The sequence below is a fragment of the Flavobacterium sp. FlaQc-28 genome, from assembly GCF_044007415.1.
GTDB lineage: Bacteria > Bacteroidota > Bacteroidia > Flavobacteriales > Flavobacteriaceae > Flavobacterium.
Map to the genome: position 1 here is coordinate 97407 of NZ_JBIPCM010000002.1, position 21325 is coordinate 118731.

14 protein-coding genes and 1 pseudogene are annotated in these 21325 nt (G+C 29.6%); 7 read left to right on the forward strand and 8 right to left on the reverse strand.

Translation table 11 applies throughout. The features are described 5' to 3' along the window. Nucleotides 1-24: 24 nt before the first annotated feature. The 3 genes from ACHRVL_RS06295 to ACHRVL_RS06305 form a co-directional block, all read right to left on the reverse strand. Nucleotides 25-1341 carry an ammonium transporter gene (locus tag ACHRVL_RS06295; RefSeq protein WP_395411206.1) on the reverse strand — a complete coding sequence of 439 codons (1317 nt, stop codon included), beginning with the start codon at nt 1339-1341 and terminating at the stop codon, nt 25-27. 342 nt (nt 1342-1683) lie between these two features. Next, nucleotides 1684-2991: an amidohydrolase family protein gene (locus tag ACHRVL_RS06300; protein ID WP_395411208.1), complete on the reverse strand. Its 1308-nt coding sequence runs from the start codon at nt 2989-2991 to the stop codon at nt 1684-1686. Nucleotides 2992-3028: 37 nt separating this feature from the next. Next, entirely contained in the window at nt 3029-6028 is a 3000-nt protein-coding gene (locus ACHRVL_RS06305) for an amidohydrolase family protein (protein ID WP_395411209.1), read from the reverse strand. Between the two features lie 202 nt (nt 6029-6230). On the opposite strand from ACHRVL_RS06305, the pseudogene ACHRVL_RS06310 reads away from it, so the two are divergent. Next, nucleotides 6231-6941, forward strand: a pseudogene (locus ACHRVL_RS06310) (magnesium chelatase domain-containing protein); the annotation flags it as partial. Nucleotides 6942-7330: 389 nt separating this feature from the next. Next, entirely contained in the window at nt 7331-7627 is a 297-nt protein-coding gene (locus ACHRVL_RS06315) for a HigA family addiction module antitoxin (protein ID WP_395411210.1), read from the forward strand. A gap of 121 nt (nt 7628-7748) precedes the next feature. Here ACHRVL_RS06315 and ACHRVL_RS06320 read toward each other — a convergent pair whose 3' ends face one another. Further along, nucleotides 7749-10910, reverse strand: coding sequence for a P-loop NTPase fold protein (locus ACHRVL_RS06320; RefSeq protein WP_395411212.1), 3162 nt, complete (start codon nt 10908-10910; stop codon nt 7749-7751). Nucleotides 10911-10969: 59 nt separating this feature from the next. Beyond that, the gene (locus tag ACHRVL_RS06325; protein WP_395411214.1) at nt 10970-11386 is read right to left on the reverse strand and encodes a hypothetical protein; all 417 of its coding nucleotides are present in this window, start codon (nt 11384-11386) and stop codon (nt 10970-10972) included. A 274-nt stretch (nt 11387-11660) separates the two neighbouring features. On the opposite strand from ACHRVL_RS06325, the gene ACHRVL_RS06330 reads away from it, so the two are divergent. Continuing rightward, nucleotides 11661-12764, forward strand: a complete 1104-nt coding sequence (locus ACHRVL_RS06330) for an IS3 family transposase (protein WP_395411217.1) — start codon at nt 11661-11663, stop codon at nt 12762-12764. A 27-nt stretch (nt 12765-12791) separates the two neighbouring features. Continuing rightward, entirely contained in the window at nt 12792-13952 is a 1161-nt protein-coding gene (locus ACHRVL_RS06335; protein ID WP_395411218.1) for an IS3 family transposase, read from the forward strand. Between the two features lie 79 nt (nt 13953-14031). Here ACHRVL_RS06335 and ACHRVL_RS06340 read toward each other — a convergent pair whose 3' ends face one another. Both ACHRVL_RS06340 and ACHRVL_RS06345 read right to left on the reverse strand, forming a co-directional pair. Next, entirely contained in the window at nt 14032-14646 is a 615-nt protein-coding gene (locus ACHRVL_RS06340; RefSeq protein ID WP_395411220.1) for a recombinase family protein, read from the reverse strand. 65 nt (nt 14647-14711) lie between these two features. After that, nucleotides 14712-16595 carry an SIR2 family NAD-dependent protein deacylase gene (locus tag ACHRVL_RS06345; RefSeq protein ID WP_395411222.1) on the reverse strand — a complete coding sequence of 628 codons (1884 nt, stop codon included), beginning with the start codon at nt 16593-16595 and terminating at the stop codon, nt 14712-14714. A gap of 582 nt (nt 16596-17177) precedes the next feature. Here ACHRVL_RS06345 and ACHRVL_RS06350 point away from each other — a divergent pair. From ACHRVL_RS06350 to ACHRVL_RS06360, 3 genes are all read left to right on the forward strand, one after another. Continuing rightward, complete coding sequence (locus ACHRVL_RS06350; protein ID WP_395411223.1) at nt 17178-17471, forward strand: DUF1778 domain-containing protein; 294 nt, start codon at nt 17178-17180, stop codon at nt 17469-17471. Next, the gene (locus ACHRVL_RS06355; RefSeq protein ID WP_395411224.1) at nt 17455-17979 is read left to right on the forward strand and encodes a GNAT family N-acetyltransferase; all 525 of its coding nucleotides are present in this window, start codon (nt 17455-17457) and stop codon (nt 17977-17979) included. The genes ACHRVL_RS06350 and ACHRVL_RS06355 overlap by 17 nt, the downstream gene beginning before the upstream one ends. A gap of 611 nt (nt 17980-18590) precedes the next feature. Continuing rightward, nucleotides 18591-20339: a hypothetical protein gene (locus ACHRVL_RS06360; RefSeq protein WP_395411225.1), complete on the forward strand. Its 1749-nt coding sequence runs from the start codon at nt 18591-18593 to the stop codon at nt 20337-20339. Here the strand turns inward: ACHRVL_RS06360 and ACHRVL_RS06365 are convergent. After that, nucleotides 20336-21319: a TniQ family protein gene (locus ACHRVL_RS06365; RefSeq protein WP_395411228.1), complete on the reverse strand. Its 984-nt coding sequence runs from the start codon at nt 21317-21319 to the stop codon at nt 20336-20338. The two genes, ACHRVL_RS06360 and ACHRVL_RS06365, sit on opposite strands and share 4 nt — an antisense overlap. Between the last annotated feature and the right edge of the window lie 6 nt (nt 21320-21325).

Here is a 21325-nt window from a genome sequence, read left to right on the forward strand (position 1 = left end):
AAAGGCAAAAGGGGAAATTGATTCTTATAAAAACTCTCCGTGTTGAGAGATATCTAATCCTAACTCTTCTTTTTCTTCAGTAACTCTTAGAGGAGTAATTTTATTTACGATAAAGAATAATGCGTAAGAAGCAACAAAGGCAAAGATCGATACCACTACTAATGCTGTTAATTGGTTGATAAACAATGTTGGCGTTCCAAAAACTAAACCTTGATTATCTCCAACAGCTGGGTTGATAGCTTTTGAAGCAAACACTCCAGTTAACAGCATACCTACCATACCACCAACACCGTGACAAGCAAATACATCAAGAGCGTCGTCAATTTTTCCTTTAGGGAATTTGCTTACTACAAGGTTACTTACAATGGCAGCAAATGCACCAATAAAAATAGCGTGAGATATACTTACGAAACCAGCTGCAGGTGTAATAGCAACAAGACCTACAACTGCTCCTATACAAGCTCCAAGGGCAGATAATTTGTGACCTAAAATTTTATCTAAGAAAACCCAAGCCATAGCGGCAGCGGCAGCGGCAACAGTTGTTGTTCCTAAAGCTTGTACGGCTAAACCATTAGCTCCTAAAGCTGATCCAGCATTAAAACCAAACCATCCAAACCATAATAAACCAGTTCCTAGCAATACATAAGTAATTCTGGCAGGATTAACTTTTTGAACTTTTCTTTTTCCTAAAAAGATTGCTCCAGCAAGAGCTGCCCAGCCTGCACTCATATGTACAACTGTTCCTCCTGCAAAGTCAAGAACTCCCATTTTAAAGAAAATTCCATCAGGATGCCATGTCATATGAGCTAAAGGAGAATATATGAAAATGATAAATAAAACCATAAATAACAAGTAAGCCCAAAAACGTACACGTTCTGCAAATGCACCAGTAATTAAGGCAGGTGTAATGATTGCAAATTTTGCCTGAAATAATGCGAATAACATAAACGGAATTGTTGGTGCAAGGCTCCATGCTGTGCTGGTTCCAACACCTTCAAAGAATAAGTTGTATGATGGATTTCCGATGATTCCTCCGATTGAAGGACCAAAAGCTAATCCAAAGGCAACCACAACCCATAGAATTGTAACTATTACCATTGCCATAAAACTTTGAAGCATTGTGCTGATAACGTTTTTCTTACCTACCATTCCGCCATAGAAAAAACCTAATCCAGGAGTCATTAACAATACAAACGCCGTCGCAACGATCATCCAGGCAGTATCTCCCGTGTCAAACTTTACCGCTTCTGCAGGAATTGGATTATCTGCTATGATAAAATTTGATATAAAGGTTAGTACTAAAATAGTGATAAGAATCACACTTAAAATAATTTTTCGCATAGTTATTTAGTTTTAAAATTTTTGATAAAAGTATAAAATCATTCAATACCCCATAAAAAAATAGGGGCAACTGTTTTATTTTTATTAAATTTTCATTTTGACCCCTATAATTTTAAATCTATTTCTTAAAATAAACTTAAAATTTACAATTTGTTAATCGTTGGAAAGTGATTTATACTGTTTGTGAGTTTTGTTAACAAAAAAACGTAAGAATAGTTTTGTTTTTAAGAGTAACTATACGTAAATAATTGAAAAATGTTGAAAAATCGGTTTTATTTGTAAATAAAAAAGGCATCAGATGAATTATTCAAATGATGCCTTCTTTTGGAAATAACTAAAGGTTTATTTCTGATTGAACTTTGTCTTAAATTTATCGTTTAATTTGGTTTGGAAAGTTTCTAAAATAATAGTTCTTCCTTGAATAAAAGCGCTCGTTAATTTATTTGTTCTCATATCCAGTGCATCACCTTCGGAGATAAATAAAGTTGCATCTTTACCTGATTCTAATGTTCCGCAGCTAGTATCAATACCAAGTAACTTTGCTGTGTTTAAAGTTATGAGCTGTACAGCTTTTTCTTTATCTAAACCAAAAGCGGCGCAAGTTCCTGCTAAAAACGGAAGGTTTCTTACACTCATACGTTCATGATCACCGCTGTTTTCTAATCCTACTACAATACCTTTGTCCGTTAAGATTTTGGCCATTTTATAGGGCAGGTTTACATCTTGATCATCGCTTGTAGGCATGTCGTGTACACGTCTTAATAAAACACCCACGTTGTATTTTTGCAATGCATCAGCTGCTTTGTAAGCTTCAAATCCTCCAACAATAACGATCTTTTTAATTTGATTGTCAACTGCTAATTGAATAGCATCTACAATTTGTTTTTCTTCATCTGCATGAATATAAAGCGTTTGTGTTCCATCAAAAAGCCCTTTTGTAGCTTCAAGAACAATATTTCTTTCTTTACTCGAACCTTGATTGTAGACTTTAGCATTTATTAAAAATGCATTTATTTCTTCGGCTTGTTTAGGATAATCTTTATTGGCTTCAATTAGTCTGGGTTCAAACCATGAACCAGATCTTTTAAAACTAGATGGAAAATTAAGATGAATTCCGTCATTCTCTTTTACAATAGCATCCTGCCAGCTCCAAGCATCTAATTGAACAATAGAAGACGTTCCTGAAATCCTGCCGCCTCTCGGTGTAACCTGTGCGATTAAAATGCCATTTGGACGAACGGTTTCAACAACCTTAGATTCTGAATTATAAGCAATAATGCTTCTTACATTCGGATTAAAACTCCCAATTTCTTCTTGATCGTCTGATGATTTTACAGCATCAATTTCGACTAATCCTAAGGTGGTGTTTGCTGCTATAAAACCTGGGTAAACGTGCTTCCCACTGGCATCGATAGTAGTATCATAAGCGTTGGCAGCTAATCTGATAGTTGTTGCATCTGCCACCAAGGTAATTTTCCCGTCTTTAAACCCAATAGCACTATTTTGAATTACGTTACCATTGCCTAAATGTGCAGTGGCATTTAAAATCAAAACAGATTTAGTTTGTTTTGGTGACGGAATTTGCTGTGCATATATTGAAACAGAAGCAAAAAAAACAGGCAGCAGTTTATAAATATATTGATGTATCATGTTGTCTTTTTTTATTATTTTGAAATTTTTAAAAGTTTTATAACTGTTCTAAAGTGTCACAGTGATATTCTTTTTTTTCTTTTCGTGTTGGCTGCTGTGTGCTGTTTCCTTTGTTTTTTTCTTGCAGCATTTGTCCAATCAATTCATTTCTTTCTTTTGTAATTGCCAACTGTTTTTGTGCATCTTTTTCAAGATCAAAATAGACAACTCCTTCAATGATTGTTTTTTCTGCTTTTGCATAAATAGATAATGGATTTTCGCTCCATAATACAACATCTGCATCTTTACCTACTTTTAAACTTCCTACTTTATCATCAATGTGTAATAATTTAGCAGGATTTAGAGTTACAAACTTCCAAGCTTCTTCTTCAGAAATATTCCCGTATTTAACTGCTTTTGCAGCTTCTTGATTCAATCTTCGCGACATTTCCGCATCATCTGAGTTGTAAGCAACTACTAATCCTTCATTGTGCATAATTGGTCCGTTAAACGGAATGGCATCATTTACTTCAAATTTATAAGCCCACCAGTCAGAGAACGTCGAAGCGCCAACACCGTGCTCTTTCATTTTATCAGCAACTTTGTAACCTTCAAGAATATGGGTAAATGTATTTACCTTGAAATTAAATTTTTCGGTAACATTCATTAACATTAAAATTTCAGATTCTACGTAAGAGTGGCACGTAATAAAACGTTCTTTATTTAAAATCTCTGCAATGGTCTGTAATTCTAAGTCAACTCTTGGTGCTTTTCCTTTTTTAGAACCGGTATTGAATTTTTTCCAGTTTTCATCGTATTCTTTTGCAAGCTGAAAATAATCGGTAAAAACTTGTTCAACTCCCATTCTGGTTTGTGGAAAACGAGTAGGATTATCAATTCCCCAATTGGCTTGTTTTACATTTTCTCCCAAGGCAAATTTGATAAACTTAGGCTGATTTTTATATAACATTTCGTCTGGAGAAGATCCCCATTTCCATTTTACAATCGCAGAACGACCACCAATAGGGTTTGCTGATCCGTGTAATAATTGCGAAATGGTTACACCTCCTGCAAGATCTCTGTAAATATTAATGTCTTCAGAGTTTACAACATCTTGAATGGTAACTTCTGCAGTAGAATTATGTCCGCTCTCATTCACACCTTTTGAAATGGCAATATGTGAGTGCTCGTCGATAATACCGCTTGTAATATGCTTGCCTTTTGCATCAATAATAGTTGCAGAAGCATCAGAGAGATTTTTACCAACAGCAGCGATTTTTCCATTTTTTATTAAAACGTCAGTTTCTGTTAGAATCCCATCTTTTTCATTCGTCCAAACGGTAGCATTTTTAAACAATAAAGTTTGAGCAGTTTGTTTTTTAGCATCTCCAAAAGCAATATTAGGATACGTTACAGGGATAACACTATTAGGTTTCTCTACTTTAGCTGAATCTTTTACAGTAACAAATGGACTTGTTTTTACTGCATTCCAAACTAATTCATCTCCATTAGATAAAACCGCTTTTCCAGACAAACTTTCAGGTTTTTCAATAAATCCTGTTAAACGTGTAAAAGTAGATTTAGTAGAATCTGCTGGTTTAATAACTAGAGAAATCCAATTTTTAGAAACGGCAAAAGTTGTTTTTAGTTTTTTGGTATCAACGGTTGTTATTTCAGATTTAGGACTATCGGCAGTTCCGTTAATTTTCCATTTGTAGCTGTCCTTTCCAATAGTTAAATCATAATTGCCGCGAATATCTTTTGCATTAATATCGGTTACTATAAATTTATTTCCTTGAACCCAGTTTTCAAATAAGATTGTTTTTTCGTCAAAAACTTCTCCAGAAGTAATAATGAAATTGGCATAACTGCCTGTTTTCAAACTTCCAACTTCATTGCTTTTTCCTAAAATTGCTGCAGGAATTGTAGTTAGTGCTTCTAATGCTTTTGTTTTATCAAAACCATATTTAATTGCTTTTAAAAGATTGGGTTTAAAATCTTCTATTTTTTTTAGCTTGTCTGTAGTCAAGGCAAAAACAATTCCGTTGTCCGAAAGTACTTTTAAGTTCGTTGGAGCTTGATTCCAAAAACGCATATCAGCCAGTTCAATCTGATTGGATAAATAAGGATTTGTGACATCATATGCTTCTGGAAAACTTATCGGGATAATAAATTTAGCATTTGTGTTTTTAATTTCTTCTATTCGTTCAAATTCATTACCACTTCCTTTTAGAATATAGTTTAAACCAAATTCTTTGGCAATTTTTGATGCTCTTAAGCTATTTAATTTGTCTTCTGAAGCAAAAATTTGAACTAGTTTTTCATTGTTTGCCAATGCTTCTAATGATAAATCTTTGGTTTCAGAATTTCCTTTTTTGTACCAATCCAAATCTAAATACATTTGACGCAATAATGCCATCATACCCATAAGCGAGCTTGGGTAAGCTTGATTGGTCAGAGCACTTCTGGTAAAGGCAAAATGGTTGGTCAATTTATTGGCAATAATTTGTTTGCTGTTTTCAGTATTGTTTAAAGCAACCAAAGCGCCAGTTCCTTGAGCAACTCCATCTGGAATATGGGTTCCAACAACTCCAAAACCTGCTTTTAATAATTCTTCGGCTTTAGGCTGGTCGTACTTAAAAGTTTCGTATGAGTTTACTTCTGGAAGTATACTTTCGTTCCAGTAATAGCCCGTTTTTTTGGTGTCATACAAAGGACTGCGATCACGTCCTCGGGTCAAGTTGGATTTTGGTTTTTCGACCCCAAACGAAGTATAAATATCAATAAAGGAAGGATAAATTGTTTTTCCTGTAAGATCAATTGTAATACTGTTTTTAGGAATCGAAATTGTATTTCCAACGGCAACAACTTTACCGTCTTGAATGAGTAAGGTTCCTTTTTCGATTTTTTGCGTTGGAGTTACATAAATCGTTGCATTTGTGAATACTGTGTAGTTTTTAATTTTGTTATGTACACTTTCATTAACAGGGAAATAATCTTGGGCATGTATTTTTGTTAAAAACATGCTCAAAAAGAGTAGGAGTAAGGTTTTTTTCATGGATAATAAGGCTAATTTTTCATAAAAATAACAATTATTAGTATTTAACCAAGTGTAAAATTTAAAAAGTGTTTTTTTGTTAGGTAGAAATTAATAACTGGATCGGTTAAAGTAACAGTTTGAAAATTATGTAATAAAATATTTACAAAAAATAAAGGGTTTTCAATTAAATTAAATACTTTTACTTTTCATTAAAGATATTATGCTGGTAAAAGTTTATGGAAGTGCTGTTTTTGGAGTGGAAGCAACAACGATTACGATCGAAGTGCATATGGATAAAGGAATTGGTTATCATTTAGTTGGTCTTCCTGATAATGCAATTAAAGAAAGCAGTTTTAGAATTGCAGCAGCGCTTAAAAACAATGGATTAAGCTTACCTGGAAAAAGAATCACAATAAATATGGCGCCCGCCGATCTTCGTAAAGAAGGTTCTGCATACGATTTACCACTGGCAATAGGGATTTTGGTTGGTTCAGATCAGATAAAAGCGCCGGAAATTGAACAGTATATTATTATGGGTGAACTTTCTCTTGACGGAAGTTTACAGCCTATTGGGGGCGCTTTGCCAATTGCTATAAAAGCAAAAGAAGAAGGATATAAAGGCTTTTTTCTGCCCATTCAAAATGTAAAAGAAGCAGCAATTGTTGCTGGTTTAGATGTTTATGGTGTTTCTAATTTACAAGAAATAATTGATTTTTTTGGTGGAAAAGGTACTCTTGAACCAACAGTAATTGATACTCGAGAAGAGTTTTACAAAACACTAGATTTTCCTGAACATGATTTTTCTGATGTTCGCGGGCAGGAAAGTATAAAACGCTGTATGGAAATTGCAGCGGCAGGAGGGCATAATATTATTTTAATTGGCCCGCCTGGAGCTGGTAAAACGATGCTCGCAAAACGTGTTCCAAGTATTTTTGTCAATTACATTAGTAAATGATAAATTACACTAGTAAATGATAATTTTGTTTAAGTAAGTGATAATCTTTTTGGGTGCTTGTTTGCAAGTTTACTTACATTACGACGAGCACATCATACTAAATTATAATTTTAACTTAACTTATGTCAATTGTCAAATTTCACATAAAATGAGATTGATGGTTTTACGTTGAGATTATTGGTTTTAAAATGATACTGATAATAATTTACGCAATTTTGAGATAATTATTGTTTTCTTCTTATAATTAATTAGAAAGTTTTAAATATCAATATGATAATTGTTTTTCTACTTCAAAGATTTGAAAACTTCTTTTTTGTAAATTTATATCGAATGAATTTTTGATTCTCTATTACTATAAATGACTTATGGAAAAGAAAATGACAAATATCCATCCAGGTTACATTTTACGAATGGAGTTGGTAGAAGGTAGAAAATTATCAATTAGTAAAATTGCTAGATTACTTGATACTACTCGCTCTAACATGTCTAATATTATTAATGGACATACTTCTATAACGCCAAATATGGCTTTAAAACTGGCTATTGTTTTTGGAGGTACAGCGAAACATTTTTTAAATCTCCAAAGCAATTATGATCTTTTAGAGGCAGAAAAAGATTTTAATGAAAATCCACCTAAAATAATACGTTATGATTTTCTTTGAGATTACGAATGAAATTCGCAATAGACTCTGTTAGTTTTGTCAAATTAGTCAATTTTCTTAATAATCTAAAATTTATAAAAAATCCTGCTCAATAAGCAGGATTTTTTTATTTTAATAAAAGCTATTTTTTGGTTGGTAATTTTATGTCCAAGGCGTTTGCTAAATTTTTAATGGAGTCATTATTTTCCATTCTGTCTTGGATGCCAATTTTAAAATCGGAAACTTCATCATGAGATGAGTTTTTCATAAGTTTTTTGATTTCTTGTGAATGCATAATAAATTTTTCAATTAAAGTGCCATCATTTAGAAATTCAACTTTAAAAAAGGTTCTAAATGAGTCCCCCGGTTTGTCACTAAAAGTAGAATATTCAATAAATTCACTTAATAACAGGCTGAATAAATCTTTAGTAACCAAACTACTATCGTTATATAATTTATCCCTTATCTCTTTAAAAGTATTTTTTAAGCTTAAATTGCTCTTTTTAAAGCTAGAAAACAAATATTGCCATTCAACTATATCTTTGTTTAAATTCTTAGTTATAATTGCATTAATTAAGGTTTCTTTTAATGCTTCAGATGAAAAACTGTTCCATTTATTAAAATGAATGATTTTTAATAAATTGTAGTTATATTCCTTGAAATTACTGAATACAATTGACCATTCTTGTTGATTTAATGAATTAAGATATTGATTTGCTAAATTTAGAAGTTTCAACCCTAAATTAGAATTGTTTTTTACAACTGTCTCCATAAGACAGAGCGGATAGTCTTTTATAAAGGACGGTTCTAAATGATCAAAATCAAATTCGTCTAAATGATTTAAGAATATGTCCGAATCAATCTCAATATTTTCGCAAATAGTTTCAAAATTCATTAATAATGAATGAAGTTCTAATCTAGAATCTTCATGATTACTTGTGATTAATTTTCTTGCAACATTCTTGAATAAACTTGATGTCGTAAAGTTTTTAGAACCAATTAAAAAATCATCATAGTTAATGAAATACTCTATTCTTGATGTAATTTGTTCAACTAGTTCATCATCATTAGAGTCAAGGACATCATTAAAAACACTGTCATATGTTGAAGCAAAACTATTTAATTTTGAAAGCCTCATTGCTATTAAATCATAATATACGTCTGATTTTATTTGACACTCCGTAAATAAGTTATGAATATCTTTATCTTCCAATTCTATAGGAAGTGGTTTACTCGAAATTTGCTTTAGCCTTTGAAGAAGAATGGCTACAGTTTGCAATTCATGTACATCTGCAACAATTCTATCTTTTAATTCTTCAATGAATTTATCCAATTTATAGTCTTGACTAAGGTACTGTAGGTAGTCGACACTTTCTAGATTAATAGTTGTTAGCGTCTTTAGTGTCTCATTTAACTTGCTATTTTCTACTGACACATTGTATTTTTTATAATCAGATTTTTTTTCACTTACTAATTTTAGAAATAGGTCTGGTTCAGTTTCTTTAGTAGTTACATTGCGAATTATTTCAAAAACATCAATACTTATATTATTTGTTTTGAAGTAAGATTCGATATCGTCTATCGTTTTAGAATATTCAAAAGGAGAAAAATTTTCATTTGTTCTTAATTGAGATATAATTGACAATACCCATTTTCTTGCTTCATTTATGTCTATATTTTTTATAACGATTTTTTGATATTCCAGAACTACTGACTTGTCATTAGTTAAATATCTAATCTTTAAATAGATGGTGTTCCACACTTGTTGTTTTTCGACACCACTTATTTTTCCATCATCAGTAAGGGAATCCAGGGTTATAATTGGATTTTCAAGATTCTCAATTTCATTTAGAGCTGTTATTATAATTTTATGGAAAATATCAGTTTTTGAAATTTCTTGAAATTTTTCAATATTTTTATTTACTAATGATTCTTTTAATTGTTTTTTATATGCTACTTCTAGAGCAATTTCAGGATTTATTTGATAAGCTAATGCAGTGATATATTTTTGAAAGTTAGGATCATCTATATATAAATAGGAAAGGCCTCTAAGGAATTCTGGGTTTGTAATGGCTTTCAATGGGTCTTCTATTATAATATCTTTATTCAAGACAAAAAGAGCTATAAATCGTTCAGGAACACTATAATCTAATAATTTTATAGAAACTATCTCGTTAATGCAAGAAATCATTTCTCTCGGAGTAATAGTTGTTCTGTAAGTTTCATATATTTGTTCTACTCTTAAATATTCATTTTCATCAATTACAGTAAACGCTTCTACCCATCTTGCCTTAAAAAAAGTTTTCCAGTCAGATAATATAGGAAGAGAGACTCTATACACTAAATCAAATGTTTTATTTATATAATCATTTGCAAAGTCATTTTTACTGTTTCCATTTAAGTCACTAAAAGCATTTTTTATATGTAACCTGTCAAATGGGATGATAACCTTTATGTTTTTATACTGATCTTCAGCAAAGAAAATGTGAATTGAGGACCAAATACTTAAAATATTTTTTTTTGGTAAACGATCAAAGTTGTCAAAAACTAAGATAAGTTTTTTTTCCCCAAGATCTAAATCAATTTCTTTCATCCAATTTCTGAAATCTTTTACAGAAGGTTCATTTTCGGAGATTGTTTCAGTTTTTGTTTCATCTACTTGTTTATTATTATAGATTTGAAATGTCTCCTGAAAAGCAATTTTGAAAGATTTCCACTTATTGTTTTTAAAGAGAATGTGATTGAAAACTTTTAAAATATAGATTATAAAAATTAAAAAAACAGGGAATAAAATAATAGTAATTTTCCAAATCCAATTTTCTATTCCGTAGAAATCTTTATTAGATTTTGCAAACGTATTGATTGTTGGCACATAAATAATCATTACTAAAGTAAGGATAAAGCCAATGCTTAAATGTGGTGTATTAGTGGTTGTAACTTCTTTCTCTTTTGAAAGTAATCTCTTTAATTTTCCTCTCCATTTTTTTTTATTGCAGACTAGTTTGTTTTCATTGCTTGAAATGAAATCTGTTAGTTCTACTAAAATAGATTTTCGCTGATCATCTTCCTGATGTCCCCAAACATCATATATAAAAAAAACGTGATCAGTTAGTTTCTTATTTATGATGGCTACTAGATTACTTTTTCCTGATCCCCAAGTTCCATCGATTCCAATTATTTGAAATTTTTCTTCTTTGATAACTTTTGATAGTATATCTGCAATTTTATCTTGTGATTTTCCTTCAAATAAATCTTCTCCGATTGGATTATTTTTTAAAAACTTTGGAGTACTCGTATTGCTCATTTATTTATTATAAAGTGTTTATTAGAGGTTTTTCATCAAGATTCTTTTTTTGTGCATTATTATTTAAGATAATAATTTAATTTATCCCTTAAAAATGTTGCAGAAATATCATCAAAGAAATCATTTAAATAAAAGTTGAAAAACATTTCTTTTACAATTTTTTTATCGTGGTTATTTAAGATGTTATCTTTCATAAACTTTAGAAGTAAAATTAAATAATCATCACGATCCTCAAATTTCTTATCGAGTACTAAAATTTCATTTATTAACTCAGATAATATTTTTGTGTGTTTAGGGAAATAATCATGTTCAGAGTGTTGCCTTGTGTTAACTGAACTGCCATCAAATATCAAACTTAACCCTAATGCTTCTGGAATATTGCTGTTCACTTTGCAAGCGATTAATTCTGCTATTTGAATATATTTAAAATTTTGAGCATTTTGATTATTTCGGCTGGAATCTGCTTGAATGTACATAATTTTGATTTTACTTCAAACATACTAATTACATTTTACTATCTCATACGTAAAAATACCTATTATTAAATCATCTAGATTGACAACTTATTATCGTATCAAGTATTATAAAAAAGATAAAATAATGACGCATACTATATAATAGTTGGAGAACAAAGAGTATAGTTTATATTTGATGTATGCTCTTAATTTGATTTATTTAATATCTTTTTTTATTAATATTTTATGACATTATATTTCTTAAATTCACGTAATAGAATCTGAACTTTAGGAAATGAAAAAAGGCAGTAGAGTTTACGATCGCAACTTTAAAGAAAAGGCAGTCCAATTAGGATATCAAATAGGTTGCTACATAGGCGCAAGAGAACTTGGAATATCGCCGTCGCTTATAATCCGATGGAGAAAAGAACTTCGCGAATTTGGAGAAGCAAGTTTTTGTGGTCATGGCTACACAAGATTAAATGATGAACAAAAAAGATTTTGCGAACAAAAAAGAAAGCTTAAAAAAGAGCTTAAAAACACAGAACTTAAAATTGAAATCTTCAAAAATGTAAGCAAATATACTTCCGGAGGAAAAATTGCCATTTTTCAATTTATTAAAGACCATTCTGACAAGTATGCAATTTCAAAAATGTGTAATGTTTTAGGGACATCTGTTATAGCATATAAGAAATGGAAGAATCAGCTACTTACTCCTACAAAACGTCAAACTCAAATATTAAAAGAAGAAATAATTTCCATATTTTATGAATACAAAGAACTTTATGGTGGTCCGAAAATTGCTGCAGAATTGCAAAGTCGAGGGTTTAAAATAAAAACAGGTCAAGTGTGTATTCATATGAGGAATCTAGGATTAGTTAGTAAGATTAGAAGAAATCTTCGACTTAAAACGACTTCGATTTACAATCCTTACAAGTTTCCTGATATTTTAAACCAGCAATCTACGGTTGAAGAACCTTCTAAAGTATGGGTTTCAGGGATAATTAGATTAAAAACATCCAATGGATTTTTATTCTTAACAATTATTATGGATTTATTTGACAGGAAAATTATTGGATGGAATTTAAGTAATGGATTGACTGTTAAAGAGACTACTCTTCCTGTGTGGGAAATGGCTGTTAAAAATAGAAAAGTGATGAAAGGATTGATATTTCATTCTCATTCAAGTAGTCAATACGCTAGCAGAATTTTTAGTAATAAACTAGACTCTTATAAATTTATTAGACGAAGTATGGATAGGAAGGAAAATCGTTCTGATAATACTATATCTGGAGACTCTTTTAATTCGCTTAAATCTGAGTTGATTGATTCAAAAATGCGTATTACAAAAAAGCAAATGCAAGAAAAAATATCTGAATATTTCGAAAATCAAAAATAGGATAACATTCATTATTAAATTTATAGTATGAAAACATACGAGCGTACTTTCAAAGTGAATGCAGTTAAATTAAGTTATGAGCGAGGTAAAGGACAACTAGCGTGTCTTGCAAGAGAGTTGGGAATAAGTTCGGATAATTTGTACAAATGGCGAAAAGACTTTGAAAAATTTGGAGAAAGAAGTTTTCCAGGTGCTGGTAACCCTAATTTAACTACGGAACAAGCTGTCATTAGAGAGCTTAAAAGAAAAGTTGAAAATTCGAAAATTACGTTCGAGATATTAAAAAGAGGAACCAAATATGTTTCACAAGGAAAAATAATGACTAAAAATTTCATTGAAAATAATAAATCAGAATTTTCAATTGCAAAAATGTTAGCTGTATTAGAAGTGTCAGAAACTACGTATTACAGAACAAAAAAACAGGAACTTACAGATACAGAAGCTAGAGTTATTTTATTAAAGAAAGAAATTGCATCTATTTATTATGAATTTAAGCGAAGATACGGATGCTTCAAAATTACAAGAGAGCTTCAAAGTAGAGGATTTAAAATAAAAAACTCTTCAGTAAAAAAATACATGAGAATGTTGGGTCTACGCAGAAAAATTAAAAGAAAATACAAGGTCACAACCGATTCATTTCATAATCATTATGTAGTTCCAAATATTTTAAATAGAGAATTTACAGTTATGGAGTCTGCTAAAGCTTGGGTTTCAGATATAACATACATACAAACTACAAAAGGCTTTTTGTATCTTACCATTGTAATGGATTTATTTGATAGGAAAATCATAGGATGGAATTTAAGTACAAGAATGAGCACTAAAGAAACAACTTTGCCCGCTTTGAAAATGGCCGTCAATAATAGAAAAATTACTAAAGAATTAATATTTCATTCCGATAGAGGTGTTCAATATGCTAATAAATTGTTTACCAATACGCTAGACTCTTATAAATTTGTTATAAGAAGTATGAGTCGAAGAGAAGATCATAATGATAATGCAGTTTGTGAAAGCTTTTTTAGTTATTTCAAAGCTGAATTGCTTACTGGAAATAAACTACCGTCAAGAAAACAGTTGAGAGAACAAGTATACGAATACATTGAAAATTGGTACAATAAGAAAAGAAGGCATTCACATCTAGGTTATAAAACTATTGAAGAATTTGATAGAATTAATATGATAATATAATAATCTTGCGAGTAATATGTATTTTCTTTTTTAAATAAGCTAAATCCATTTTTTTGCTATTAGTTCTTAGATTGCAGTGCTATTGTTTATCTTCATTTTTCTTAGTTGGAGCTGATTTTTTTTCCAGATTTTTATAAAATAAATCAACTCTATAAAATGTTGTTTTGCTTATACCTGCATTTTTACAGGCTGTTTCGATTGGAATATGTTTGGAATTATAGAAGTATAGCGCTGTTTCATATTTAATTTTAGTAGATGGCTTAATCCCTTTGGGTCTGCCTAAAGATTTGTTGCGTCGTCTTGCCGCTTCCAGCCCAATTTTAGTACGTTCACTAATTAAATTTCTTTCAAATTCAGCTACAGCACCAAAAATTTGAAGTATAAATTTTCCATTAGGTGAAGTTAGATCAAATTCTGGTTCACTCAAGCTTTTAAAAGTTACTCCTAAATCTTTAAATTTTTCGATTAAATCTACCATATTTCTCAGTGACCGAAAAAGACGATCTGTTTTGTAGATTATGATGATATCACCTTTCCTTAATATTGAAATCATATCTTGGAAACCAGGTCTATTATCATTTATACCAGTGGCGTGATCGGTATATATCTTTTCACAACCGGCCTCTTTTAATAAGTAAATTTGCGAGGAAATATCTTGCTCAGTTGTAGAAACTCTTGCATAGCCAATTTTCATAATTTATCTATATTTTTAAATACCACATATTATACTTGGATAACAACTTATGTATGATATGTAATTTAATTAATTTTTTCAGTTAAAAATTTAATATCTATTTTATTTGATTTACTACCGATTATGATTTTACTATTTTTAATTTTATTATTTAGAATCTCAGGATTTAAAATGATAGGATCATTAATAATATCAGCTCTATATCCTAAATCAAAATCATGTCCATGTAAATTTATAACTGTCTTATTATTATCAAATATTGCAAATTCTCTTTCCTCGTCAATTTCTTTTAAGTCCATCAAAATTGCACGATTTGATTTATTGACTTCAAAACTTATTGACTTAAAATCATATTTTATGGTTTCATTGTTGATAAAACTCAGTATTAAAATTAAATTTTCTGAAAGCATTTGCTGAGAATCAATTTCTTTAAAAGTTACATCGAAATGTTTTTCGATTAATTTTAGATTTTTGAAATACTCCTTTAAAGTATGTGATTGAAAAGCATCTTTTGTAAACGGTAAAGGAAACTGACTCGAATTAAAAAAAGATTTTCTATTATGTCGAATTTTAAATCTTTGATTTTCTGTTATTCTGGATAATATTTGATAAAATTGTAATCCGCTATATGTTGATTTAATTTTTTCAGGAGGAAATATTTCCATATGGAACCGATTTTTGTCAGAAGCTGGATCCCAATAAAAATTAATTAAAATGATAAATTCATCTACTATAATTTTTAACTTGCTTTCATTTTCTGCGGGCTTAATCGCAGTGATTTGAAAAGGATAATTATCAATTTCAAAGTCATCATCGAATAGAATATTTATATTTCCCTGGAAATAAGGTCTTTTTTTAAGAATTAATTTTGCTAAACTATCTTGATTTCTAATAACCAGTTCTTTCATCGAAACAGTAAGCTCTTTAATTGAGTCGGTACCTAAATCAATTTCTTCGAAACTTTTATTTTCAATGAAATTTTTAAATTTTTCTCTTTTTTCATCAGAAAGTGTGACTTTAAAATCAATTTGATAAGAACTGTTTGAATCAAGAGACTCAACTTTACCTATGTCAAGACCTACTTCGCTTTTTTTTAGTTCAACACTAAGCTGATTTGATTTAGCAAAATTTAAAGCTGTATCTGCGGTTCCAATACCTTTCGCTAAATCAGGAAAGAAGTTTTTTTTTATATCTTCCTCAATTTCTTTGATTAATATTTCCCCTGAAGATTGAATGTGCTTAATATTATGTCTGTTTAAAAAGGCTTGCTTTACTTTTGATAATGAAGGCGCAACAAAAAACATTTCTTTTCTATGCGCACCTAGTTCATCAATAATCTTTTTAATCATATCCTGGACATTTGTATCGTCCAATGAATATCCAATAAATAAAATATGGTTTGAAGCAAGTCTATCTTTAACTGCATTCCAGAAAATGGTATTTTCACTATTATTAGAAAAATAGTTTAGATAATCTGTACTAGTCAGGATAATTTTGTCAGCATCTGTAAAATCAGAATGTATCTTAAATAATAGCTGATCTTTAGGATTTGCATTAGCATAATCTGTACTTCTTCTGATTACCTCTATATTTTGGTTTGTACTTTCAATTAAAGTATCATAATTTGTTGTAATTATAGTTCTAAAATGTGGTATTCTCGCCAAAGTAGAATGAGTCTCAATTGATTTAGGAGTTTTTTTAAACTCTCTTTTCAAAATTTCTATCAAAAAGTTTTTATTTCCTCCTTTAATTTGAAAAATATCATCACATAATTTTGGCAAGTTCCAAGTAAATTCAATATCTGGTTTAATGTCATTGGAAAGATTATCATATATAATTTGGGATAGTGATGCTCCTGATGGATATCCCGCATATATTGACATGCCTGCTCCAGCAAATAATAATACTTCTTCTTTTCTTATAAGTTCAAAGATTCTCTCATTAGCCATATATTAAAATTGATTTAGTTATTATTTAAATTGTTCCACTAAACGATCGTTTTAAGGGACTTTGTCAAATATAAGAAATCGGACTAAAGAATAGTTCTTTTTTCCGTTCTTTTTAATTGTTCCTTTTTTTACCTTAAAAAAAACGGAAAAATTGTGTAAGGAGAGCCCGATGGCAAGGAATGTATAAGTCATGAAAAACAGAACAAGAGGAATAGAGATAACAAACAGAGAAAAGAAAAGAATCAAAACATTTGTTGTGTACGTAAATTTAGCGTACATTTGCAAAGCTAATACTGATACGAAAGACTAACTTTCCTAAGATGGGAAGATTCGGAAAAAGTCTAAAAGTATTGTCAATAATAACTCAAAAAATAAAAACTGTAGTACAAGCGATGTAACTATAAAATTATAAGAGGCAAAAAAGACATAACTAATAGACAAAAAAACTTAATGAAAAAGTAACCTTAAATTTTAAAAAGAGAAAGTAATTAAAAAAGAACAAAACAAAGCACAAAATTATAAATCAAATTAAATTAAATTAAATCAAATTAAATTAAATCCACTTCAAAAAGCAAAATTAGTATGTCAGTAACTATCAACGACCGAATTGATGTTCGTATCAGTAAACAGCAAAAAGAGTTGATTAAGCATGCATCAGTACTGAGAGGTTTTAAAAATCTAACAGAATTTGTTATCTATTGTATCAATACAGAGGCAAACAAGATCATTAAAGAAAATGAGACTGTTTTAAAAACTCTAGAGGATAAAAAAATATTTGTAGATGCAATTTTAAATCCGCCAAAGGCTAATGATAAACTTAAGAGGGCTCAAGCGAACCATTCTAAACTTATCAGGAAAAATGAATTTAAAAATTGAAATCCTTAATAAGGTACACAAAAGAAAAGATTTTAAATCTGGAAAAGAATTATTAGATAATTATTTGCATAAACAAGCGGGGCAGGATGCCCAAAAATCATTATCTGTCTGCCATGTATTAACAGACCAAGATGCAGATGCAAATAGAGTTCTTGGATATTTTACGCTGTCAAGCAGTTCAATTCCTTTAGAAGATTTTCCTGAAGAATTGAGTAAAAGAATACCAAAGACCTATAGCATACCAATAGCTTTGCTTGGTAGGTTAGCGATGGATGAAAAAGAGCAAAAAAAAGGATTAGGAGAAATTCTATTATTTGATGCTTTAGAAAAATGTTTAATAAGTTCAAAAACGTTGGCCATTCGTGCAATAGTAGTTGATCCAATAGACCAAGAGGCTATTGATTTTTACCATAAATATGGTTTTATAATGATACCTAGTACTGGAAAAATGTTTCTGCCAATTGAAACAATCGAAGGCTTATTTCCTGATGAAGAATCAGAAGAATAAATTTAAAATAAAAGGCAACCAATTAGGTTGCCTTTTATTTTAACTACCTAAAAAAAATCTTTAAAATTGCAATCTAGATTCAAAGCCAGGAACAACTTTTAATAGGAAAAAATACTTCCTGATTCGCCATTTATGTGAAACTACTGAACGTAAATTTGCAAAAAAAGCAAATACTAATTGTATCTTTGCAGTAACAGTACCCGTCTTGTATACCATCAGAACTGCAAGCGGGTCATTTTTTTTTATATAAATGGCAAACAAACCACCATTAACAAATGCCGACCAAATAACCTTACTAAAACAAAGAGGAATGTTATTTAGAAACGAAATGTATATCCGATTTTTTACAAAATATCACCTATTACTAACTTAAGGAGTGTTGATAAAAAACTCAAGGATATTCTATTATACATAATTTCTGATTTGATAATTTTTTGAAAACATAATTGAAAGATACAATTTCGATAGAAATTTAAAATCGATTCTTATGATGATTTAAAAAGGGCATCCATATGTGATGAATTTATATTTTTGAATAAACGATAGTAAAAATCTTCGTATTTTTAAAAGCACTTTGTTTCTATCAAAGTGTTTTTTAATTAGTAATAGAAATGAAAGAAAAGAAAATTGTAATTAAGTTTAATGAAAACGCTCCTGGGCGCTACTGGTATCTTTATTGGATTGGTAAAATTACTGTTGTTAATAATATTTTTAAGGTTAAGCTCAACTTTATAAATACAGATAATAAAAACAATTTTTATAATGGTTATAAAAAATACAAAGAATATAAGCAAGAGGTGATTTTACCAATTGAAGTTTTGGTGTTTTTAGCACCGGGGACTATATATGATTCAAAGAAAGATAAACTTATTTATTCTTCAGAATATCATAAAGCTGAGAGGGATGTAAAAATTGACTTTCCATTTGATTATAGAAAAACTAAAAAGGCTTTCTCTTTTTTAGATTCAGAGTATTCACTATTTGATGGGAGAGATGATTTGGATGATTTAAATTATTATGTATTCGAAACATCTAAGTTGATATTGGGAAGGAAATCAAAGATTAGATTGTTTTTAACTGACTATGTTCTTTGCAAATATTTCTTTTTTAAATCATCCAAATTCCTGAGTTTATTAATGAGGGAAGGGATAAAGGAATTATTTGATGTTAATAACTTAAAGATTATTACAAATGAACATAATAAAAGAATAGGAATATTAAAATATAATAATAATCTGCTTGGGGAATCTGATGTTTCTTTGATTGCCCACTTTTTCTTCATGCCTGGAGATAAGGGAATAAAGTCTCTAATTAAATTAGAAAATGAGGTTTTAAATTTTTTTGTTAACGAAAGAAATAATTATGAGAAATTAAAATCTGGAATATATTTAAATACAATTTTTCCTTTTAGTGAAAATTTGTTATCGGTTAATATTCAGGGAAAAGAGTTTAAAGTAGATGGACAAGATTATATTATAGCAGAAAGAATTATAGACCATCAATATAATCCAAATTTATTTTTAGTTGATGAAATTCAAATAGATGAACTTTTTCCTAAAGAATCAACTGATCAACAAGAAGATTTAGATAAAATTAAAATTAGTCGCCCTGCTCAACCTTCAATTAAAGGTAATAGTATAAATTTAACTTCTGAAAATTTAGGTAATAATAAAGCCAATATTATTGATACTTATATTAATTCAGGAACTGTGTCAGGTTTTCAAGTTCCGGTGACAAAAATTATTAGAGATAAACAAGATAAAGCTTATGATGTATCGTTAATTCCTACTGAAAAACAATTAAATAGTGGCACCATTATAAATCAAGGCTCAGATTTAGATTCCGATTCAGTGAGAAATAATTTTTTGGATACTCTGCCTCCTAAGAGTATAAACAGGTTTGAATTACTGAGATTAGCAGTAAAAAAATTAGAAGAAGAATATGATGTCAAATGTCAGTTTAAATGTTTGAGTGATTTTATTTTAAGTAATTATACTTATAAAATTTCTAATCATTCAGTTATGATTATCTCTTTATACTATAAAAATAAATATTTTTACTTAGTAGAGTTTAATAGAGGATTTACTGGATTTATCCATGATAATTTTTTGCAAAGAATAGATCCGGTCAAATTGGAGCTTTTTTTAAAATCGTCTGTAAAAAAAATAGAAGAGCTAGAGAAAAATCAATATGTATGGACTAAAATTAGAATGTTTTCTGATGTTATAAGGGAAAAACTAGGTATAGTTATAGCTGATCCTTTAAAACATAGTTTGAAAAATTATAATAGTACATCGGAAGCTAGTATTAGTATGGCGAATAAAATTTTTAATGAAAGAATTTTAAAGATTGTAGCCTAATGTAAGTTTAAAATTTCTTTTTCAAACCAATATGGAATATCTTTTATATCTCTACTAAAGTCTGTACGTCTTACATTTGAACTTTTGAAAATATTTTGAAATTGGTATGGCCAGTTCTCTAAAATAGAAAAAGAAATTAAGAGAGCCTCTTTCCTTTCATGAAGACTGAAATTGATTTTATTATTAGTAGTTATTGAATAATTAAAAAAATCTTCAACTGTTAATTTTATTCGATTAGTCGTTTTACCTGTAGTTAATAATTTCGTTGAAAGGAGATATAGAATTTTAAAAAACATAAATGAATATTGAGTTAAATCATTTGATTTATTATCAATAGTACAATCTATGTATTTTTGATATCTAACAATGTGTGAATTGTTAGGTATAGGTACTATATTTTCTCGGTAGTCATGTAAACAGTTCCAACAGAAATAAAAAGGGGTTTTTAAGATTTCATTTTTATGACCATTTTCTAATCTATGGAAAGAAATTGGTTTAGAGCATTTTTGGCACCTGTCTATTAATAGGCAATTACATTTTAGACATGCTATTGAAAAAAATAATCTCCATTCTTTTTTAAAGTATGAAACTTCGTTGTTGAGACAGGATGGACAACAAAGTAATCCGTATAATTTTCTAATTCTATGATTAATGCCAATGTTTAAGATACCTGGAGTATAACTGGTAAATTCTCTGCCAGTAAAAATAATATCTCTATACGATTCCAGAAATAGTTCTTTTATATCATCGGATGAAAGCATTGTATTCTCTAGTATTTTAGATACTATAATACTGGGATATAATTTGTCGATATCTCTATTCCAAATTGGAAAATTGTTAAAGTAGAATTTGCTGAAGCTATGAGATTTTAATAAGTTTTCTTTGCTAATTCTTAACAGCCAGCTTGAGAAAAGTTCATTTTTTTCTGGATTGACGTAAGCAGGCCATATTTTTTTATTAAACTTTTCTAATGATTTCATGACCTT